Here is a 19,200-nt window from a genome sequence, read left to right as displayed (position 1 = left end):
TGACCCGTTTATTCACTGAAAGAGGACATCCATGTTCAAAGGACAGATCGCTGGGCTGATGAAACAAGCCCAAGCCATGCAAGACAACATCAAGAAGGCCCAAGAAGAGCTGGGCAAGATTGAGGTCGAAGGTCAATCGGGCGCAGGCTTGGTCAAGGTGGTGATGACCTGCAAGCATGACGTCAAGCGCATCACCATCGACCCCAGCTTGCTGGCCGACGACAAGGACATGCTGGAAGACTTGGTGGCAGCGGCTTTCAACGACGGCCTGCGCCGCGCCGAAGCCCTGAGTGAAGAAAAGATGGGCAAGCTCAGCGCTGGCATGTCGTTGCCGCCAGGCATGAAGTTGCCTTTCTGAGGTCAGCATCCGCGCCATGAACGATCTCGACAACTTGATCGAGGGCTTGCGTCGCCTGCCCGGTGTGGGCATCAAGTCGGCGCAGCGCATGGCCTATCACCTCTTGCAGCACGACCGCGACGGCGCTCACCGTCTGGCCGAGGCGCTGGAAAAGGCGGTGCACAGCGTGCAGCACTGCGAACGCTGTCACACCTTTTCTGAGCAGCCGGTCTGCCCAACGTGCCTGAATCCGGCCCGTGATGCGCAGCAACTCTGCGTCGTCGAAACCCCTTCCGATCAAGCGGCTGTTGAACGCACCGGCAGCTACCGGGGCCGCTATTTTGTCTTGATGGGTCGTTTGAGTCCGCTCGACGGCAAAAGCGTGCGTGACATCGGCCTGCCGGCTTTGATCAAACGCATCCAAGAAGGCGAAATCCGCGAACTGATCGTCGCCACCAGTTTCACCGCCGAAGGTGAAGTCACGGCCCACATCATCAGCGAAGCCTTCAAAAACATCCCCGCCCTCAGCATCACCCGCCTCGCCCGAGGCGTGCCCGTCGGCAGCGAACTCGAATACGTCGATATCAGCACCATCGCGCATGCCCTGCGGGATCGGCGCTAAGCCCAGCCCTCACCAGCAAGCTCACCAACACATTCAGCGTTTCAACAGTGCGACCGTGGCCAAGCCGAGCATGGTCATGGCAAGCGAGCCAATGAGGTGGACGCTGATGGCGGTGCCGGCCCAAAGGATGCGGCCTTGTTGGAGCAGGCTGACGACTTCGGCGGAGAAGGTCGAGAAGGTGGTCAGGCCGCCAAGAAAGCCGGTGATGATGAACAAACGCCACTCGGGCGGCAAATTGGGTTGGTTGGCGAAGACCGCCACCGCCACGCCGATCAGATAGCCACCGATCAAGTTTGCTGCCAGGGTTCCCGGGGGGATGGTGGGGAACAAGGCGTTGAGCGTCGTGCCTAACAACCAGCGGGACACCGCCCCCAAAGCGGCGCCAACGCTGATGGCAAGGATGGACGTCAACATGCTTTGATCTGCCGCAGCCGCTTAGTTCTTGGTCGCGAGTTGGCGGGTCACAGGGGTGCTGGCGTGAGCCCGGGCATTCTTGGCACTACGCGCCGCCGATGCGGTTTGACGCTTGTCGCGTAGATGGGCGCTGCGGGTCCGACCGGAGGTCTTGTGCGCGGCATGGCGACGTCCACCACCGGCCTCGGGCATCAAATGCATGAAGGCGTTGTCGGCCAGATGCTCGGAGACGTTGTCATCGCTGCGCTGGGCGTCACGCGCCACCAGCAAGGTTGAACCGGCTTTGATCAACATCCGTGGCGGGATGACATTGACTTCGCACAATTGGGCTTCGGTCATGCCGGTTTGACGCGCCGCTTCAGCCGCACCCATGGTGTGCGGTGCCGTCCATGCCGTCCAATGCGACAACTCACCTTGGTAAAGCACCAAATTGCTGAGGAATCGGTCGGTGTTGTCAAAGGGCAAGAGCACTTGCGGGGTGCCCGCAGCCAAGATGACCGGGCGGTTGAGGGAGGGGTTCAAGCTCTTGAACTCCTCCATGCTCATTTCGGCCAAGTGCACCACCAACTCGACATCCATGTCCCATTTGACCGGCACGCTCAGGAAGTAGGGATGGTTTTCCAGCTTGGGCAGGGTCAGGGCGAAATCTTGCGGTCGGTTGATCACGTTGCGAATGGCCAGCAACTTGGGCACGTAGTTGCGGGTTTCCTTGGGCATGATCAAGTTGGCCAAATCAGGCGTGTGCCCCCCACGGCTGCTGCGCTGGATGGCGCGGTGCAGGTTGCCTTCGCCCCAGTTGTAGGCGGCCAAAGCCAGCGGCCAAGTGCCGAACCTTTGCTTGAGTTGCGTCAAGTAATCGAGCGCGGCCCGCGTTGAGGCCAACACGTCGCGGCGATCATCGCGGAACATGCTTTGCTTCAAGTCCAGATGGCGGCCGGTCTGCGCCATGAATTGCCACATGCCGGTCGCCCGTGCCGATGAGGTGGCTTGGGGGTTGAAGGCACTTTCGATGAAGGGCAGCAAAGCCAGTTCGGTGGGCATGCCACGCTTTTGCACTTCGTCCACGATATGGAACAGATAGCGTGAGCCGCGCTCCAGCGCCTTGTTCAGCAAATCAGCTTGGGCGGTGAAGCGCTGCTCGTGTTGCTGCACCAAGTTCGACAAGGCGCCACTGCTCATCGTGCCCATACCAAACCCCGAACGCACGCGCGACCACAAATCGGTGTGGATGCTTGTGTCGCCAAGACGGGGGATGCGTTTCGGATCGATGGGGTCCACCGGCGAGAAAAAGCCGTCCATGGCTTCGCTGCTGACGACCACTTGGGGGGCCGTGATGGGGGAGGGCGCGGGTTCAGATTCCGCCATCAAGCCCATGGGTGCGGCCAGCAGGGGGGGGATCACGGTCAACAAAGGATCCCGCAGCAAAGGTGGGGGATCGAGCGATTCGATCGATGTGAGGATCGGGTCCTCGCCTGGCCGCAGCAGCAACGCCGGAATGACGGGCAAACCTTGGCCAAGCGTGGGCGGCAACAAGGGCCGAATCGGAGACGGTATGAGCGTGCCATCGGGATGGACGGCGGCGTGGGCGGTGCCGAGACTGCTCAGCAGGGTAAGAACGGTGCCCATCAACAGGGCCAGCGGTTTAAGACGAAAGCAGGACGTCATCGGAAATGGTTCTTCCATTGGCGTAGAGCTGCGAACACTGACGAGGGATCAGGGCTGTTCGCACCATGAGCCTGAGCGGCAGCAACCACGGCGGGTTGGTGACAACGCAGGAACGGATTGATCTTGAGCTCGGTATCGAGCCGGGCAGGCAGGGTGCTTTCCCGTGCTGCCCGCCGCCGCTGACACAGTGCGACGTACGTGACAAGGTGCACATTATCGGGCTCGATAAGCTGCGCAAACCTTAAATTGGCGAGGGTGTACTCATGGGCACAACAGATCCTTGTATCCAAAGGTAAGGCAGCAAGGCGCTGCAAGGATGCAAACATCTGCCCAGGTGAGCCTTCAAACAGGCGGCCACAACCCGCTGAAAACAGGGTGTCACCGCAGAAAAGAACAGGCGACTCATCAGGCATGTGGACGATATAGGCCAAGTGATCGAGGGTATGCCCCGGCACCTCCAGCACTTGCCAATCGAGCCCCAGCCAGTCGAAGCGCTGCCCATCGGCCGGGGTGGTGGCCATGCCCACCAAGCCTTCACGTGAGGGGCCGTAGATCGGTATCGTTCCAAGGGCCGTTTGCAACGCGTCCAGCCCACCGATGTGATCGGTGTGGTGGTGCGTCACTAAAATCGCCGCAAGTCGCAATGCATGCTGTCGCAGCACGGCCAACACGGGTTCCGCCTCACCCGGATCGACCACAACGGCGTCCTGGCCGTCGTGCAGCAGCCAGATGTAGTTGTCGTCAAACGCAGGTAAGGCAAGCAGTTTCATGCAGGAATCATGACTAAAGTCACGCCGATTATAGAGATTGACCCTTTACTGCCCCTCGGATGCCAAACCCCGCCGGGGCGCTACCTCCTGGCGTGGGAGCAAGCGTTGATGGACGGTTGGGTCGGCGATCTGTTTGGTTTTCATGCTGTGCAGCTTGGCTGGCCGGCGCTTGAAGGCCTGCGGACCAACCGCATGCCCCACCGCTGGCGGGTGGATGACGAGGACAGTCCGATCAGTCGCCATGCAGCGCTGCGTGCCAACTTCGATACCCTGCCGTTCCCCTCGGCCAGCTTGGATCTGATGCTGATGCCGCACACCCTAGAGTTGGCGCGCGACCCGCACCATACCCTGCGCGAGGCCGAACGCGTGTTGGTGGCTGACGGGCGACTCATCTTGATCGGTTTCAATCCGGTGGGCCTTTGGGCTTGGCAGCGCCAGCGCACGGATGGGGTGTCCGCCGTGACACGCTCGGCTTGGATCGGTCATCGGCGTGTTCGTGATTGGTTGCATTTGCTCGGGTTCGAGATTGAGCAAGAGCGCTTTGGCTGCTACCGGCCGCCGCTCATGAGCCAAACCTGGTTGGATCGTTGTGCTTGGCTGGACCGGGTCGGCGCGCATGCTTGGCCGGTGCTGGGTGCGGTCTATGCCATGGAGGCGGTCAAGCGCGTCCACGGCGTGCATCTGATCCAGCCGCGTCGCGCCACGCCCTTACGGCCGATGCCTGCGGCAGCGGCTACAACACCGCGACAATCCACCCCTTGAAAAACGAACCCTTGTCCTTGCTATATGACCACGTCCCCTGCTGCCCCGATGTCACCGTCTCCCCCAAAAATCGCTCGCCCCGAGGTGGTGATCTACACCGACGGCGCTTGCAAGGGCAACCCTGGCCGAGGCGGCTGGGGCGCTTGGCTTAAAAACGGCACCCATGAGAAAGAGCTGTTTGGCGGTGAAGCACTCACCACCAACAACCGCATGGAACTCACCGCCGTGATCGAAGCCTTGGCCAGTTTGAAGCGCAACTGCAACATCACGATCCACACGGATAGCGAGTACGTGCGCAACGGCATCATGACGTGGATCCACGGCTGGAAAAAACGCGGCTGGAAGACGGCCGACGGCAAGCCGGTGAAGAACATGGATCTGTGGCAACGCCTTGAAGCGCTCTCAACCCTGCACAGCATCGACTGGCGCTGGGTCAAGGGCCACGCGGGGGACCCTGGCAATGAAAAGGCCGACGAACTGGCCAACCGGGGGGTCGAGGAGCCCGGCGGCCCGCGTTGAGGCGTGGCAAACTGCGGCGCCTCTCTAACTCCTGCTTTGCACCTTGGACAAGATCCTGCTTCAGATTGCCGCCGAACTCTCGGTTCGCCCAGCGCAAGTCAACGCTGCGGTGCAGCTGCTCGATGGCGGAGCCACCGTGCCCTTCATCGCCCGCTATCGCAAAGAAGCCACCGACGGCTTGGATGACAGCCAATTGCGCGACCTTGAAGCGCGCTTGGGCTACTTGCGTGAACTCGAAGAACGCCGTGCAGCGGTGCTGAAACTGATCGACGAGCAAGGCAAGCTCAGCCCGGAGCTGCGCGCCGCCATCGAAGCGGCCCCGACCAAGCAGGAGCTGGAAGACCTTTATCTGCCCTATAAAACCAAGCGGCGCACCAAGGGCATGATCGCCCGCGAAGCTGGGTTGGAGCCGCTGGCTGACAAGTTGTTTGTCAACCCCACGCTGGACCCGCAGGCTGAGGCCGCAGCCTTCATCCAACCAGAGGCAGGTTTTGCCGATGTCGCAGCGGTGCTCGACGGGGTGCGCGATTTGCTCTCAGAGCGTTGGGCCGAAGACGCTGCTTTGGTGGGCAGCTTGCGGGAGTGGCTCTGGAGCGATGGGCTTTTGCAGTCCAAGCGGGCCAGCGGCAAGGACGAAAACAACGCCGATGTGGCCAAGTTCCGCGACTATTTCGACTACAGCGAGCCCATCCACCGTGTGCCGTCACACCGCGCTTTGGCGGTGTTCCGGGGCCGCACCTTGGAAATGTTGGACGCTAAATTGGTCTTGGATGAAGTGCTGGTGCCCGGCCAAATCTCGATGGCCGAAGGCCGGATTGCCATTCATTTGGGCTGGAGCCACGCCAAGCGACCCAGCGACGATTTGATCCGCAAGACCATCGCTTGGACATGGAAGGTCAAACTCTCTTTGAGCTTGGAGCGCGATCTCTTCACCCGACTGCGCGAAGCCGCTGAAGGCGTGGCGATCAAGGTGTTTGCCGAGAACCTGCGCGATCTGCTCTTGGCGGCTCCGGCGGGCAAGCGGGTGGTGATGGGGCTGGACCCCGGCATCCGCACCGGCGTGAAGGTCGCCGTGGTGAGTGACACCGGCAAGGTGCTCGATACCGCCACGGTCTACCCCCACGAGCCCCGGCGCGATTGGGAGGGCTCCTTACAGACCTTGGCCAGGCTCTGTGCCACCCACGGTGTCAACTTGATGGCCATCGGCAACGGCACCGCCAGCCGCGAGACCGACAAGCTTGCTGCTGATCTGATCCAGCGCCTCAAGTCTTCACCCGTTCGCCCTGAGCCTGTCGAAGGGTCAGCGGTCGGTCTTCAAAAAGTCGTGGTGAGCGAGGCGGGCGCCTCGGTCTACTCCGCCAGCGAATTTGCCTCGAAAGAGCTGCCTGATTTGGATGTCAGTTTGCGCGGTGCGGTCTCGATTGCCCGGCGCTTGCAAGATCCGCTGGCTGAGCTGGTCAAGATCGATCCGAAGAGCATCGGTGTGGGCCAGTATCAGCACGACGTGCATCAAAGCGGCTTGGCGCGCAGCTTGGACGCGGTGGTTGAAGACTGCGTGAACGCGGTTGGTGTCGATCTGAACACCGCCTCTAGCACCTTGTTGGCGCGTGTTTCAGGTCTTTCAAGCACTGTTGCCGGCAACATCGTGCGCTGGCGCGACGCACACGGCGCGTTTCGCAACCGCAAACAGCTGCTGGATGTGAACGGCTTGGGGCCGAAAACCTTTGAGCAATCCGCCGGCTTTTTGCGCATTCCCGGCGGCGAGAACCCGCTCGATAACTCGGGTGTTCACCCCGAAACCTACCCGCTGGTTGAAAAAATACTCACCCAAGCGGGCAAGCCCTTGCCCGAGTTGCTGGGCCGCAGCGAGGTGCTCAAAACTTTGCGTCCCGAGATGTTTGTCGATGAACGCTTTGGGGCCATCACCGTCAAGGACGTCTTGGCCGAGCTCGAAAAGCCGGGCCGCGATCCGCGCCCTGACTTCAAGGTGGCCCGTTTGACCGACGGTGTGCAAGATCTGAAGGATTTGAGCGTCGGCATGGTGCTGGAAGGCACCGTGAGCAACGTGGCGCAGTTCGGCGCTTTTATCGACTTGGGCGTCCACCAAGATGGCTTGGTGCATGTCAGTCAGCTGTCGAACAAGTTCGTCAACGACGCCCGCGACGTGGTCAAGACCGGCGACATCGTCAAAGTCAAGGTGATGGAGGTCGATCTGGCGCGCAAACGCATCTCGCTCACCATGAAGCTCGACACTGCGGCCCCGCGTGGTGCACAGGCCGCTCATGAGCGTTCATCGCCATCACGATCACCATCACCCAGCGCAAAAAGAAGCGCTCCGCAGGCGACGAACCCGGGGAGCGCGATGGCCGCCGCCTTTGCCAAGCTGCAAGGACGGCGTTAACCCAGCCAGATCGGAGCCGGGGCCTTAGGCCCCGCCACCATGATGGTTTTGCTGCTGGGTCTGGTTCAAGATGTGGAGCGTGGCGCCCAAGGGATCGGTCGGGCCGACGAAGCTCATGGCGGAGAGCGCATCTGTCGCATGCGTGACCCCCGGTGAACTGGTTGGCGCGCCGATGGGAGCACTGGTGGTCGTGGCAAGAGGCGTGCTTGCAGGGGAGGGCCCCAAATTGCTGAGCAGGTGATCAAGCGACCAAGCACTATCCTGAGCGGGGCCAAGCACATCACCCAGACTCAGTGCGGAGACATGACCGGCCGGATGAATCAGAACAGCTGGTGCAACACCGGCAGCAGCCACCGGCGTCGGGATGGCCGCAGGATTGGTCAGATCAAGCTGAATCGTCGTCGTTGCGGTGCCCCCATGCCCATCATTGGCCCGGATCGCGAAGGAGTCCCCACCCACATAGAACGGGGTGGGATTGCCGGCTGGCATGACCGCCGGGGTGTAAGACCACGTGCCGTCGGGGTTGACATTCACCACCGGCTGCGTCAGTGCTCCCGGCACATTGGGTGCCATCACAAGGCTGAAAGTGACCGGATCACCATCCACGTCGAAGGCGCTGACCTTGTCCGTGATGACGGCCGTGTTGCCCGGAACACTGTAGTTGTAGTTCAACGTGCCCGTATTAAACCCAGGCGTCAACGGATCTGTCGGTGTCGTGATGAAGACGGGCGGATCATTGACCGGTGAGACGTTGACCGTCACGGTGGTGATCGCTGTGGCGTTACCGGCGCCCGAGTTGTCATTGACGACGATCTGGAAGCTTTCGGTGCCAAAGAAGTTGGGCGCAGGCTGATACGTCCAGTGGCCATCTTGGGTCACACCGACCACGCTACCGAGCTGCATACCAGCGGTCGAACCCAAGCTGTAAACCAGCCACTGGCTTTTGTCTCCAAGGGCGATATCGACGTCTGTGGCCTGAACCACGCCGGTGGTTTGCGTATCTTCGGGTGTTGCTGCGGTGTAGGTAATATTATTGAACACCGGTGCATCATTGACGGCCGTCACCCCGAGCTTGACTGTGGTGTTCACGGCTGCGCCATTGCTGTCAGAGACCTGCACTTGGAACGAATCGAGGCCGTTGAAATTGGCGCTTGGCGTGTATTGCCACGTCCCGTCATTGTTGACAACGATGGCGCCGCCGTGGGTGGTGGTGCCACTGGTCGCGAGACTGCCGTCGGGCAGCAGCAACCGATACCCAGACGTCAGCGAACCATCCTCGACGTCCACCGCGTGCACTTGACCGGTGTTGGAAGCATTAGCTGTCGGATTACTGTCCTCCATGACCTGTTGGTTGTACTCGTAGGCAGCCTGTCCGCCAAGTGTCGCACTCGGTATCGCAGAGAAGTTCGGTGAAAGCTGCGTCTGTTGATAGACCGGTATATCGTTGACCATCTTCACGATGATCGACCAAGTGTTTGTTTCCGCACCGGCCGTCATTACGCCGCTGCCATAGTCTGGCGCGACCTGATAGTTCACAACCAAGGAAATCGGGTGGCCTGTGGCCGGATCAATCAGCGGGTTGCCATTGGGGTCGGCATTGTTGTAGTTCGGTGCCGGGATGAAGGTCAGCACCTCATTGAGACCCTGAGGAACACGGCTGACGGAAATGATCTGACCGGCATAGTGGTCTGCCGAATCGTAGACCGGGATACCGCCGGTGTACGACAAAATCGCCCCGGTGGTTGGATCCTGCGTGACCGTTCCGTAGTCAATGAAGTGCGATGCCGAGTGGGTTGGACTGGTATCTTGCAACGTCCAGATCACCACCTTGCTGAGCGGTGTTGTCGAGAATCCGTCGTTTTGGATCAGATTCACATTGACCAGCGGAATGTCCTCAAAGGTCACGCTGAAGTCGGGCTTGCTGTCCGTGATTGGTGTGACGGTGATCGGCTTGGTCCCGGTCGCGACAGCACCCAAAGGGTCCGTGCTGGTGACCGTCAGCAGATCACTGCCGTTCCAGTCGGGTTTGGGGGTGTACTTCAACCCACTCAGCACCGTATTGATATCGGCAATAGGTCCGCTGATGGTGACGATCGGGGTGCCATTGTTCGAGACTGTCAACGTGGGCAACGTGCCGACATTCAGCACCCCATTGCCAACATTCAGACTGACCGACGCGGTGGTGTTATCCGGATCACTCACGGAGATCGTGTTGCCCGAACCACTGAAGGTGTAAGGCGTGTCTTCCGGCGTGGTGACTTGACCATTGTTGGAGGGCACAGTCGGGAGGGTCACGACCGGAGGATCGTTCACCGGACTGATGACGATGGTGGCCGTGGCAGGTGTCGGATCTTCGGCATTGGCCGCATCGATGGCGGCGTAACTGAGTGTTGTGGTGCCGTTCCAATTGGGTGCCGGCATGAAGTACGCCGGGCCACTGAGCACGTCACCCGCCACCACGGGCTGAGTCATGGCCACATCTTTGTACAGCACACCTTCCGTGGCCAGCGGCAGGGTGAGGACATGGAAGCCAATGACGGCATTGTCCACATCGGTGCCAGAGAACTGCACAGCCACCGGTGCCACCGGATCTTCAATGCCGTTGGCCGTGATGTTCTGTGTGTCGGGTGGATCATTGACCGGCGTGACGCCAATGGTGATTGTCGACGTGCTTTGTCCACCACGACCGTCAGAAGCCACAACGGTGAAGCTGTCGGTGCCGTTGAAATTGGCAGCGGGCGTGTACGTCCACGTACCGTCCGGATTGACGCTCACGGCACCGTGACCTGGGTTGGACCCGGTAAAGTAGCTGACCGCATCACCATCCGGATCCGTGGCCACCACCCGTCCGTTGACGGTGGTGTCTTCAGGGATGGTCAGGTTGTAGTTGCCGGTGGCCGGATCAAAGTTTGGGTTGCCTGTGTCACTGTAGATCGGTGCGTGGTTAAGGGCCCCGGGCACTTGTGTGAGTGCAATCGGTGTGGCCAAGGGCAGGGCCCGCGCAGCCATGGCGTGGCTAAAAGTCTGCGGGCTGACCGTCTCATTGATGCGATCAACCGCCAAACCCGCATAGGCGAGCTCGCCGCCGTCACCCAAAACGTTGGAGGGTGGATTATTGGTGATGGCCCCAGTTTCAAGTGGCAACGTCCCTTGGATTTGTACGATCCCATCCGGGGACGTCATGACAACATCGCCCTTGCTCACGATGTCATCGACCTTGAGCAAACTGATCGTGCCATCGGCCTTGCGGATGATGGCCGAGCCAGCGATGAACAGCACCGGCCCTTCCGGCAAGCGAGCTGGCACGTAGTTTTGATCGAGATAGACCTGCGCCCACCCTGGATCAATGGCGCCAGCATTCACGCCCTTGGGCTGAACGTGGGGGCGAGCGGTGGTGTGTCTGATGTGTTTGGTCGTCATCTCGTACCTCTCTTTGGTGTGCAGCGCAGGTCAAAAGTCAGCGCTTTACCCGCAACGATTCCATCCTTGGCGCAAGGATACCCGGATTGATGGGGGCTCTCAATCTTGCAATGTCAACGTTCGCGCAATGCGTAAGCGTGTGCTTTCAAGACCGGTTTCAGCAAATAACCCAACACGGATTTCTTGCCGGTCAGGATGTCCACTTCGGCGGTCATACCCGCAATGATGGGCATGCTTTCGCTCAAATTGGGATGCTCGGTCCGCACACGGATCACGTAGAACGCATTGCCACGCTCATCCACTTGGGTATCCGGGCTGATGTTCTCAACTTTGGCTTCCAGTCCACCATAAATCGAGAAGTCATACGACGAGAACTTGACCGTGGCGATCTGACCTGGATGGATAAAAGCAATGTCTTTGGGTTGAACTTTGGTCTCCAAGACCAACGCATCATCCAGCGGCACGATCTCCACCAAATCTTTGCCGGGTTGGACCACGCCACCCACGGTATTGGCCAGCAGTCGTTGAACACGACCACGCACCGGCGACTTGACTTGCGCTTTGTCCACCTTGTCTGCCAACGCCACCGCCCCCTGATTGAGGGCATTCAAGCGACCAAGCACGTCAGAAAGCTCTTTGCGAGCGTCGTTTCTAAACGACAACTCCGTTTCTTGGGTCTTCCTTTGAGCCTCTGAAATGGCCGACTGCACACGAGCGATGGTGGCCGTGCTTTGTTCAAAGTCGCCCTTTTGCCGAACCACTTCGCGTTCGAGGCGCAAGATGTCGAGCTCGGACACCGAACCGCTACGCAACAAAGGGCGCATGGTTTGAAGTTCTTTCTGTGTCAGAGCCAGTGAGCTTTGAGCCGTGCTTCGTCGTGAGCGGACTTCGATCAATTCCTGCTCCTTCTGCGCCACTTGCTGGTGGTTGATCGAAAGCAAGGCTTGCAATTCGTGAACGCGGGACTGATAGAGATTGCGCTCTTCAGCAATGATTTGGGCCTCTTCCGCGTTCCCCGGGGCTGGTGCGGGGGGCTGGAAAGCGGTGCCTTCAGCCAAAGCTTTCAGGCGCAGTTCGCGGATATGCAAGGCAAAAACTTGAGCAGCACTTTCGCGCACACCGGAGGTTGCCCGGGTTTCATCGATGCGCAGCAACAGTTGACCGGCTTCAACCTGCATGCCCTCGCGCACCAAAATCTCTGACACCACCCCACCGTCCAAGGACTGCACCACTTGGAGTTGGTGCGAGGGAATGACCTTGCCATCCCCCCGGGTGACTTCGTCGATCGAAGCCCAAGCGGCCCAAGCGATCAGGACCACCACCACCACCACCGACGTACGGACAATCTTTTGCGCCCGTGCACTCCGCTGGCGTGACAACAACTCCTCCGCCTCGATCTCAAAGCCGCGCACCCCTGTGGTGTCGGCCAAGGGTTCTTGCCCCGAGCCAAGCTGCCGGTTCAACGCTCTTTGGGGCAGCCACCGAGAAAAAACAGTTCGCATCTTCATGCCGACCTCGCAATCCGGCCTGCTTGCAGGGCCTCAATCACCTTGTCACGCGGACCATCGGCCAAGATGCGCCCGCCATCGACCACGATGAGTCGGTTGACCATGGACAGCATGGAGGTGCGATGCGTCACCAACACCACCGTTTTGCCTTCGGCAAAGTGGCCCAAGCGCTGGGTCACTTGGGCCTCCGTGGAGAAATCCATCGCGCTGGTTGGTTCATCGAGCAGCAGCATGGGTGCGTTGTGCAGCACGGCGCGGGCAATGCCCACACCTTGGCGCTGACCTCCCGAGAGCAACTCACCGCGCTCGCCCACGGGCATGTCGTAACCACGCGGATGCTGATGCACCCAGTCGCTGACCCCGGCCGTCTCGGCCGCCGCAAGGATGGCCCGATCATCGGCGTGAGGCATGCCAAAGGTGATGTTGTCGCGCAGGTTGCCGAGAAACAAGGTGACGTCTTGGCCCACGTAACCGATGTTGGCGCGGATATCGGCTGGATCCAGTTGTCGCAAGTCGATGCCATCGATCAGCACCGCACCTTGCTGCGGGGTGTAGAGACCCAGCATGAGTTTTTGCAAGGTCGATTTACCCGAACCGATGCGCCCGATCAAGGCGACTTTCTCTCCCGGTTGAATCCGAAAACTCACACCGCTCACGGCGCTGTCATCCCGGTTCGGGTAGCTGAAATGCACGTCGCGAAATTCAATCTCGCCGCGCAATTGCTGGCGATGCAAGAACGTTTGACCTGTTTCGCGTTCTGTGGGGCGTTCCATCATTTCATTGAGCGATTCGAGCGCCGTGCGAGCGGTTTGGTATTGCAGCAGCAAGCTCACGATCTGACCGGCCGGGGTGAGGGCGCGTGAAGCCAACGTTGAACCGGCAATCAGCGCCCCCAAGGTCAAGTCGTGCTTACTGATCAAGTAAACCCCGATGATGATCACCACCAGTGACACCATTTGCATCAACCACTGGGTGCCGTAATTGGCTTGACTGGAGAGCGAGCGCATCCGCACCGTCATCAAGGCCAAATGGGTGTTGATGCGTTCCCAGCGCGCTTGGATCACCCCTTCAGCACGCTGAGTTTTGATGCTTTCAATACCACCCAAGGCTTCGACCAAGGTGGCGTTGCGCTGCGCACTGGCCGCATACGTGCCCTGCGAGAGTTCATGCAGCCGGTATTGCAAGACGTAGCCTGAGCCGACAATCAAGACAAAGGCCACGATCACCGGCAGCAGCAGCCAAGGCGAGATCCACGCCAACACCAGCAAAAAGAGCAAGCCGAAGGGGAGATCGACCAGCGCAGTGACGGTGGAGGTGGCGATGAAGTCGCGTACTTGCTCAAAGCCGCGCAGGTTTGAGGCAAACGAGCCCACCGAGGCCGGCCGATCGGCCATGCGCATCCCCAAGACCCGCTCCATCAGCACAGCGGAGAGCCGCACATCGATACGCGCACTGGCCTCATCGATGAAACGACTGCGCAGTTTGCGCATGTACAAGTCGGCCAGCAAGGTGATGAACAACCCGATCGACAGGGCCCAGAGCGTCTCAATGCCGTGGTTAGGCACCACGCGGTCGTAGACATTCATGGTGAAGATGGGAAAGGCCAGCCCGAACAGATTGATCAGCAACGCTGCCCACAAGATGTCTTGATAGACCCCGCGTTGGCTGAAAATGGCGCTCCAAAACCAGTGCCCTTGGAAGCGGGGGCGGCGATGTGTTCGGTGCTCTTGCGTGTTTAACTGCGGCCGCACAAACAGCGTCAGGCCGGTGTAGCGGGCCATCAAGTCATCCCAAGGCATCAGCACCGTGCCTTGCCCGGATTCTGGCAACAAGACTTGCGCATCGCCCTCGGGGGTGAATCCCAAAAACACACACGCTTCGTCACCGTGCATCAACATGATGACGGGCAGCACGGCCACCTCAAAGATGGCGTCCTTTTGTCGCTGAAGTTTGGCCACCATGCCCACCCGTGCCGCTGCACGTTCGACCATGGCCAAGGGCAGTCGCCCATCTTTCATGGGTAAGCCTGCGGACAACGAAGCACGTGAGGCATGCACGCCGTGCAGGCGACAGACCTCCAGCAAGCAGTCCAGCAAGGGGTCGGGATGGATCAGATCTTCGCGCAGGCGGTTGGGTGGTACCGCGTGGGGCTGAAGTGGTGGGGGCGCTTGATTAGTCGTCGTGTCCGTCATGGTCGATGGGGTCGGGGCAAGAGCCTTCTTGAGCTTGGGCCCAGCGGCTGTCGATATCGATATCGAGACAATGGATATCGAATCGACCTTGTCGGTAGTCGTTGAAATACTGCTTCAGAGCCATGCGAACGGTCCGAAACGCCAAGGTATCCCAGGGAATTTCATCTTCACGATACAGCGCGACTTCCAGGGTCTCTGGGCCTGGATCGACATGCGTGTCGAGAAGCTGGGCGCGATAAAAAAGATGCACTTGTCCGACGGACGCCAGATTCATCAAGGCAAACAAGCCTTGCAGCTCGATATGCGCTCCGGCCTCTTCGTGGGTTTCACGCAGTGCACCTTCAGCCGTGGTTTCTCCCAGCTCCATGAAACCAGCGGGCAAGGTCCACAAACCTCGCCGAGGTTCGATGGCACGACGGCACAGCAAAACACGATCCGCCAAGGTCGGGATGGTGCCGACCACATTGAGCGGATTTTCATAATGGATCTCACCACACGCTGTACAAACCGCACGTTCACGGTTGTCATCGGAAGGAGTCCGGTATTCGACCGGGGAGCCGCAACAGCGGCAATGCCTGATGCGGCGGATGGGCTGCATGGCCGGCAGTGTAAACGTTCAATCCGGCTATGCTTGGCTCTTTGCACGCCTTGGCAACATGCTTGACGATCCTGTTTCCTTGTTCCCGGTGTGGCCGGTTTCAGCGCGCATCGGCGCGTGTGTCAGTACTCGTCTTGGTGGTGTCAGTCAGCCACCCTTTGACCAATTGAACCTCGGTGATCATGTGGGGGATCGCCCCGATGACGTGGCGGTGAACCGAAAGCGCTGGGCGGCTGGTTTGGGCGTTGATCCAGTTTGGATGCGTCAAGTTCATGGCATCCATGCGCAAGTCCTGACAAAAGCTCGTCAAGCCGATCTGCATGGCGTCGAAGCCGACGCGGCACTCACCACCGAGTCGGGATTGGCCTGTGTGGTCGGGGTGGCGGATTGTCTGCCGATCTTGTTGGCGGTGCTCGACGAGGGGTCTGAGGGCCGCACCCAGCAACAAGGTGTGGCCGCCATCCACGCCGGTTGGCGCGGCTTGGCGCATGGCGTCATCGAAAACACCGTGCAAGCACTGTGTTGTGAAACTGCGACGTCCCCCAAGCACATCGTGGCGTGGCTCGGTCCTTGTATTGGTCCCACACGTTTTGAAGTGGGTGCCGAGGTCTATGCATCCTTGAAGGGCCATGGCGCTGCACAGGCGCGATTTGTGCCCGCATCGACCCCTGATAAGTGGTTTGCGGATCTGGCCGGCTTGGCGCGAGATCGGTTGCACGCCTTGGGCCTCGCTTCGGTGCATGGCAATGACAGCCATGCTACGTGGTGTACCGCGCTTCAATCTGAGCGCTACTTCTCACATCGCCGTGATGAAGGACGTACGGGACGCATGGCTGCCGCGATCTGGATCAAGCCCTGAAGGGTTTTCACGGCTGGACAACAAGATTCATGAAAGCTCCAAGGTGCACGATCGTCGCCCTGAAGAATCCATGAAATCACGACACTGCCATCTGTTGAGGCCGGTGTCTGGAGGAGCGACATGAGCACTGCACGCAAGACAACATCTCGGGCCCGATCGGCGGCCACCACCACGCCCGCTGCTGAACCCGTGGTTAAGGCCCCCAAGAAGGCTGCCGCGCCCAAGGTCTCTGCGCCAACACCTGCCGCACCGACCGACTTGGTGACGCCCGTTTTGTCGTTGGGTGAGAGCTTGGGCAAATCACTTCAAGGCTTTGCCCACCTCAGCATGGCTCCCGATGCCTTGGGGCGTATTCAGACGGATTACCTGCGTCAATTCACGGACTTGTGGAACACCACACTGACGTCGCCGACCGAGGTGCCCAAGGTCAAAGACCGCCGTTTTTCGGCCGAGGCTTGGCAACGCAATCCGGCGTCGAGCTTTCTAGCCTCGGCCTATTTGCTCAACGCCAACACCTTGTTGAACTTGGCCGACGCCGTCCAAGGCGATGAGAAAACCCGTCAGCGCATGCGTTTTGCCGTCCAGCAATGGGTCGATGCCGCCGCGCCGTCAAATTTTCTGGCGCTGAATCCAGAAGCACAGCAAAAAGCGCTCGAAACCAAAGGCGAGAGCATCACCCATGGTGTGACGCAGTTGCTGAAGGACATCCAGCAAGGTCATGTGTCGCAGACCGATGAAAGCCTGTTCGAAGTGGGCCGCAATGTGGCGACCACCGAAGGCACCGTGGTGTTTGAAAACGACTTCTTCCAGTTGCTGGAGTACAAGCCCCTGACCGAACAGGTCCACGCCAAGCCGATGTTGTTTGTGCCGCCGTGCATCAACAAGTACTACATCATGGACTTGCAGCCGGACAACTCGCTCATCCGCTACACCGTGGCCCAAGGTCATCGGGTGTTCGTCTTGAGTTGGCGCAATCCCGATGAGAGCTTGGTCAGCGCCACGTGGGACGACTACATTGAGCAAGCCGTGATCAAGGCGGTGCATGTGGTGCAAGAGATCGGCGGCACAGACACCATCGATACTTTGGGTTTTTGTGTGGGCGGCACCTTGCTGACCACCGCGCTGGCCGTGTTGGCAGCTCGCGGTGAACAACCCGCCGCCAGCATCACCTTGCTGACCACCTTGCTCGACTTCAGCAACACCGGCATTCTTGACATCTTCATCGATGAGACCGCCGTGAAGATGCGTGAAATGACCCTCGGTGCGGATGCCCCGAACGGACCCGGCATGCTCAGGGGCAAGGAGCTGGCTTCGACTTTCAGCTTCCTGCGTCCGAACGATCTGGTCTGGAACTACGTGGTTGGCAACTACCTCAAGGGCGAAACGCCGCCGCCGTTCGACTTGCTCTACTGGAACTCGGACAGCACCAATCTGCCCGGCCCGATGTATTGCTGGTACCTGCGCAACACCTATCTTGAGAACAACCTCAAAGAACCGGGCAAGGCCACGGTTTGCGGTGAGGCGGTTGATTTCGGCGCCATCAAGGCCCCGGTGTATTTCTACGCCTCGCGCGAAGATCACATCGTGCCGTGGGACTCGGCCTTCATGGGCACCAAGTTGCTCAAGGGGCCGAAGCGCTTTGTGCTCGGCGCCTCGGGCCACATTGCCGGCGTGATCAATCCGCCCGCCAAGAAAAAACGTAATTACTGGACGGCGCCCAAGCTCACTGCCACTGCGCAGGACTGGCTGGACAGCGCCACCGAGCATCCCGGCAGCTGGTGGACCGATTGGTCTGACTGGCTTGCCAAGCACGCCGGCCCTCTGGAGCCGGCACCCAAGACACCCGGCACGGCCCAATATCGGCCGATCGAACCAGCGCCGGGTCGGTATGTCAAACACAAAGTTTGATGACCCATCAAGAGGAGACTTTCCATGACAGATATCGTGATCGTTGCCGCAACCCGCACAGCCGTGGGTCGTTTCGGTGGTTCCTTGGCCAAGGTGGCCGCGCCTGATTTGGGCGCCGTGGTGTTGCGCGAGCTGCTCAAGCGCAGCCAGCTGAGCAGCGAACAAATTGGCGAAGTGATCTTCGGCCAAGTGCTGCAAGCGGGTTCGGGTCAAAACCCAGCCCGTCAAACCGTGATCAAGGCCGGTTTTTCGCAAGGCGTGCCGGCCATGACCATCAACAAGGTCTGCGGCTCCGGCCTGAAGGCCGTGATGTTGGCGGCCCAAGCCATCCGTGACGGCGACAGCGACATCGTCATCGCTGGCGGCCAAGAAAACATGAGCGCCAGCCCGCACGTGATGCTCGGTTCGCGCGACGGCACCCGCATGGGTGATGCCAAGCTGATCGACTCGATGATCGTGGACGGTCTGTGGGACGTGTACAACCAGTACCACATGGGCATCACCGCTGAAAACGTCGCCAAGAAGTACGGCATCACCCGCGAGATGCAAGACGCTTTGGCGCTGGCTTCACAGCAAAAGGCAGTGGCCGCTCAAGACGCTGGTCGCTTCAAGGACGAAATCGTTGGCGTGTCGATCCCGCAGCGCAAGGGCGATCCGGTGGTGTTTGACACCGACGAATTCGTCAATCGCAAAACCACCGCTGAGGTGTTGGCCGGTCTGCGCCCCGCTTTCGACAAGGCTGGCTCGGTCACCGCTGGCAATGCGTCCGGCATCAACGACGGCTCGGCTGGCGTGGTGGTCATGAGCGCCAAGAAGGCCGAAGCCTTGGGCTTGAAGCCCCTGGGCCGGATCGCTTCTTACGCCAGTGCCGGTCTGGACCCGGCTTATATGGGCATGGGCCCTGTGCCTGCGGCGCAAAAGGCTTTGGCTCGCGCTGGCTGGAAGCCTGCTGATCTCGACTTGCTCGAAATCAACGAAGCCTTCGCCGCTCAAGCCTGCGCCGTCAACCAAGAAATGGGCTGGGACACCAGCAAGATCAACGTCAATGGTGGTGCCATCGCCATCGGCCACCCGATCGGTGCTTCTGGCTGCCGCATTCTGGTGACCTTGCTGCACGAAATGCAGCGTCGTGATGCCAAGAAGGGCATCGCTTCGCTGTGTATCGGTGGCGGCATGGGCGTGGCCCTGACCATCGAACGCTGATCCAAGTTCATTATTAAATCCA

The 19,200-nt window shown here is 59.9% G+C and carries 15 protein-coding genes; 8 read left to right on the top strand and 7 right to left on the bottom strand.

The features are described 5' to 3' along the window. Nucleotides 1–31 precede the first annotated feature (31 nt). Nucleotides 32–358 (top strand): YbaB/EbfC family nucleoid-associated protein, encoded by a 327-nt coding sequence (locus AB3X39_RS04745; RefSeq protein WP_369416216.1) that lies wholly within the window; start codon nt 32–34, stop codon nt 356–358. Nucleotides 359–374: 16 nt separating this feature from the next. Further along, nucleotides 375–959: a recombination mediator RecR gene (gene recR / locus AB3X39_RS04740; protein WP_369416215.1), complete on the top strand. Its 585-nt coding sequence runs from the start codon at nt 375–377 to the stop codon at nt 957–959. A 33-nt stretch (nt 960–992) separates the two neighbouring features. On the opposite strand, the gene crcB is transcribed toward recR, so the two are convergent. From crcB to gloB, 3 genes are read right to left on the bottom strand one after another with little or no spacing between them, the layout of a single operon-like run. After that, nucleotides 993–1,373 carry a fluoride efflux transporter CrcB gene (crcB, locus tag AB3X39_RS04735; RefSeq protein WP_369416214.1) on the bottom strand — a complete coding sequence of 127 codons (381 nt, stop codon included), beginning with the start codon at nt 1,371–1,373 and terminating at the stop codon, nt 993–995. 21 nt (nt 1,374–1,394) lie between these two features. Then, nucleotides 1,395–3,038, bottom strand: coding sequence for a transglycosylase SLT domain-containing protein (locus AB3X39_RS04730; protein ID WP_369416213.1), 1,644 nt, complete (start codon nt 3,036–3,038; stop codon nt 1,395–1,397). Next, the gene (gloB, locus tag AB3X39_RS04725; protein WP_369416212.1) at nt 3,035–3,808 is read right to left on the bottom strand and encodes a hydroxyacylglutathione hydrolase; all 774 of its coding nucleotides are present in this window, start codon (nt 3,806–3,808) and stop codon (nt 3,035–3,037) included. The genes AB3X39_RS04730 and gloB overlap by 4 nt, the downstream gene beginning before the upstream one ends. 9 nt (nt 3,809–3,817) lie before the next feature. On the opposite strand from gloB, the gene AB3X39_RS04720 reads away from it, so the two are divergent. The 3 genes from AB3X39_RS04720 to AB3X39_RS04710 are packed head-to-tail and all read left to right on the top strand — an operon-like array spanning nt 3,818 to nt 7,490. Beyond that, on the top strand, nt 3,818–4,570 hold the full coding sequence (locus tag AB3X39_RS04720; RefSeq protein WP_369416211.1) for a class I SAM-dependent methyltransferase: 753 nt from the start codon (nt 3,818–3,820) through the stop codon (nt 4,568–4,570). A 24-nt stretch (nt 4,571–4,594) separates the two neighbouring features. After that, the gene (gene rnhA / locus AB3X39_RS04715; RefSeq protein ID WP_369416210.1) at nt 4,595–5,089 is read left to right on the top strand and encodes a ribonuclease HI; all 495 of its coding nucleotides are present in this window, start codon (nt 4,595–4,597) and stop codon (nt 5,087–5,089) included. Nucleotides 5,090–5,132: 43 nt separating this feature from the next. Next, nucleotides 5,133–7,490 (top strand): Tex family protein, encoded by a 2,358-nt coding sequence (locus AB3X39_RS04710; protein WP_369416209.1) that lies wholly within the window; start codon nt 5,133–5,135, stop codon nt 7,488–7,490. A gap of 24 nt (nt 7,491–7,514) precedes the next feature. Here AB3X39_RS04710 and AB3X39_RS04705 read toward each other — a convergent pair whose 3' ends face one another. From AB3X39_RS04705 to AB3X39_RS04690, 4 genes are all read right to left on the bottom strand, one after another. After that, entirely contained in the window at nt 7,515–10,910 is a 3,396-nt protein-coding gene (locus AB3X39_RS04705; protein ID WP_369416208.1) for a tandem-95 repeat protein, read from the bottom strand. A 113-nt stretch (nt 10,911–11,023) separates the two neighbouring features. Continuing rightward, complete coding sequence (locus AB3X39_RS04700) at nt 11,024–12,418, bottom strand: HlyD family type I secretion periplasmic adaptor subunit (RefSeq protein WP_369420913.1); 1,395 nt, start codon at nt 12,416–12,418, stop codon at nt 11,024–11,026. Next, complete coding sequence (locus AB3X39_RS04695) at nt 12,415–14,610, bottom strand: type I secretion system permease/ATPase (protein WP_369416206.1); 2,196 nt, start codon at nt 14,608–14,610, stop codon at nt 12,415–12,417. Before AB3X39_RS04695 ends, AB3X39_RS04700 begins: the two co-directional genes overlap by 4 nt. Then, on the bottom strand, nt 14,591–15,208 hold the full coding sequence (locus AB3X39_RS04690) for an NUDIX hydrolase (RefSeq protein ID WP_369416205.1): 618 nt from the start codon (nt 15,206–15,208) through the stop codon (nt 14,591–14,593). The genes AB3X39_RS04695 and AB3X39_RS04690 overlap by 20 nt, the downstream gene beginning before the upstream one ends. A 58-nt stretch (nt 15,209–15,266) precedes the next feature. Between AB3X39_RS04690 and pgeF the strand changes: the two genes are divergently transcribed. The 3 genes from pgeF to AB3X39_RS04675 all read left to right on the top strand — a co-directional run bounded on the left by pgeF (nt 15,267) and on the right by AB3X39_RS04675 (nt 19,178). Next, nucleotides 15,267–16,067: a peptidoglycan editing factor PgeF gene (gene pgeF / locus AB3X39_RS04685; protein ID WP_369416204.1), complete on the top strand. Its 801-nt coding sequence runs from the start codon at nt 15,267–15,269 to the stop codon at nt 16,065–16,067. A gap of 120 nt (nt 16,068–16,187) precedes the next feature. Next, nucleotides 16,188–17,975, top strand: a complete 1,788-nt coding sequence (gene phaC, locus AB3X39_RS04680) for a class I poly(R)-hydroxyalkanoic acid synthase (RefSeq protein WP_369416203.1) — start codon at nt 16,188–16,190, stop codon at nt 17,973–17,975. A gap of 24 nt (nt 17,976–17,999) precedes the next feature. Next, nucleotides 18,000–19,178: an acetyl-CoA C-acetyltransferase gene (locus tag AB3X39_RS04675; protein WP_369416201.1), complete on the top strand. Its 1,179-nt coding sequence runs from the start codon at nt 18,000–18,002 to the stop codon at nt 19,176–19,178. The last annotated feature ends 22 nt before the right edge of the window (nt 19,179–19,200 follow it).

This window comes from Leptothrix ochracea, assembly GCF_041083635.1.
Classification (GTDB): Bacteria; Pseudomonadota; Gammaproteobacteria; order Burkholderiales; family Burkholderiaceae_C; genus Sphaerotilus; species Sphaerotilus ochraceus.
Note: the sequence above shows the minus strand (reverse complement) of the source record. Positions and strands in the feature narration are given on the sequence as shown.

What these genes read in the sequence shown, in the direction of transcription:
- AB3X39_RS04745 (WP_369416216.1), top strand. Translation starts at nt 32, where the DNA reads ATGTTCAAAGGACAGATCGCTGGGCTGATGAAACAAGCCCAAGCCATG.
- recR (WP_369416215.1), top strand. Translation starts at nt 375, where the DNA reads ATGAACGATCTCGACAACTTGATCGAGGGCTTGCGTCGCCTGCCCGGT.
- crcB (WP_369416214.1), bottom strand. Translation starts at nt 1,373, where the DNA reads ATGTTGACGTCCATCCTTGCCATCAGCGTTGGCGCCGCTTTGGGGGCG.
- AB3X39_RS04730 (WP_369416213.1), bottom strand. Translation starts at nt 3,038, where the DNA reads ATGACGTCCTGCTTTCGTCTTAAACCGCTGGCCCTGTTGATGGGCACC.
- gloB (WP_369416212.1), bottom strand. Translation starts at nt 3,808, where the DNA reads ATGAAACTGCTTGCCTTACCTGCGTTTGACGACAACTACATCTGGCTG.
- AB3X39_RS04720 (WP_369416211.1), top strand. Translation starts at nt 3,818, where the DNA reads ATGACTAAAGTCACGCCGATTATAGAGATTGACCCTTTACTGCCCCTC.
- rnhA (WP_369416210.1), top strand. Translation starts at nt 4,595, where the DNA reads ATGACCACGTCCCCTGCTGCCCCGATGTCACCGTCTCCCCCAAAAATC.
- AB3X39_RS04705 (WP_369416208.1), bottom strand. Translation starts at nt 10,910, where the DNA reads ATGACGACCAAACACATCAGACACACCACCGCTCGCCCCCACGTTCAG.
- AB3X39_RS04700 (WP_369420913.1), bottom strand. Translation starts at nt 12,418, where the DNA reads ATGAAGATGCGAACTGTTTTTTCTCGGTGGCTGCCCCAAAGAGCGTTG.
- AB3X39_RS04695 (WP_369416206.1), bottom strand. Translation starts at nt 14,610, where the DNA reads ATGACGGACACGACGACTAATCAAGCGCCCCCACCACTTCAGCCCCAC.
- AB3X39_RS04690 (WP_369416205.1), bottom strand. Translation starts at nt 15,208, where the DNA reads ATGCAGCCCATCCGCCGCATCAGGCATTGCCGCTGTTGCGGCTCCCCG.
- pgeF (WP_369416204.1), top strand. Translation starts at nt 15,267, where the DNA reads ATGCTTGACGATCCTGTTTCCTTGTTCCCGGTGTGGCCGGTTTCAGCG.
- phaC (WP_369416203.1), top strand. Translation starts at nt 16,188, where the DNA reads ATGAGCACTGCACGCAAGACAACATCTCGGGCCCGATCGGCGGCCACC.
- AB3X39_RS04675 (WP_369416201.1), top strand. Translation starts at nt 18,000, where the DNA reads ATGACAGATATCGTGATCGTTGCCGCAACCCGCACAGCCGTGGGTCGT.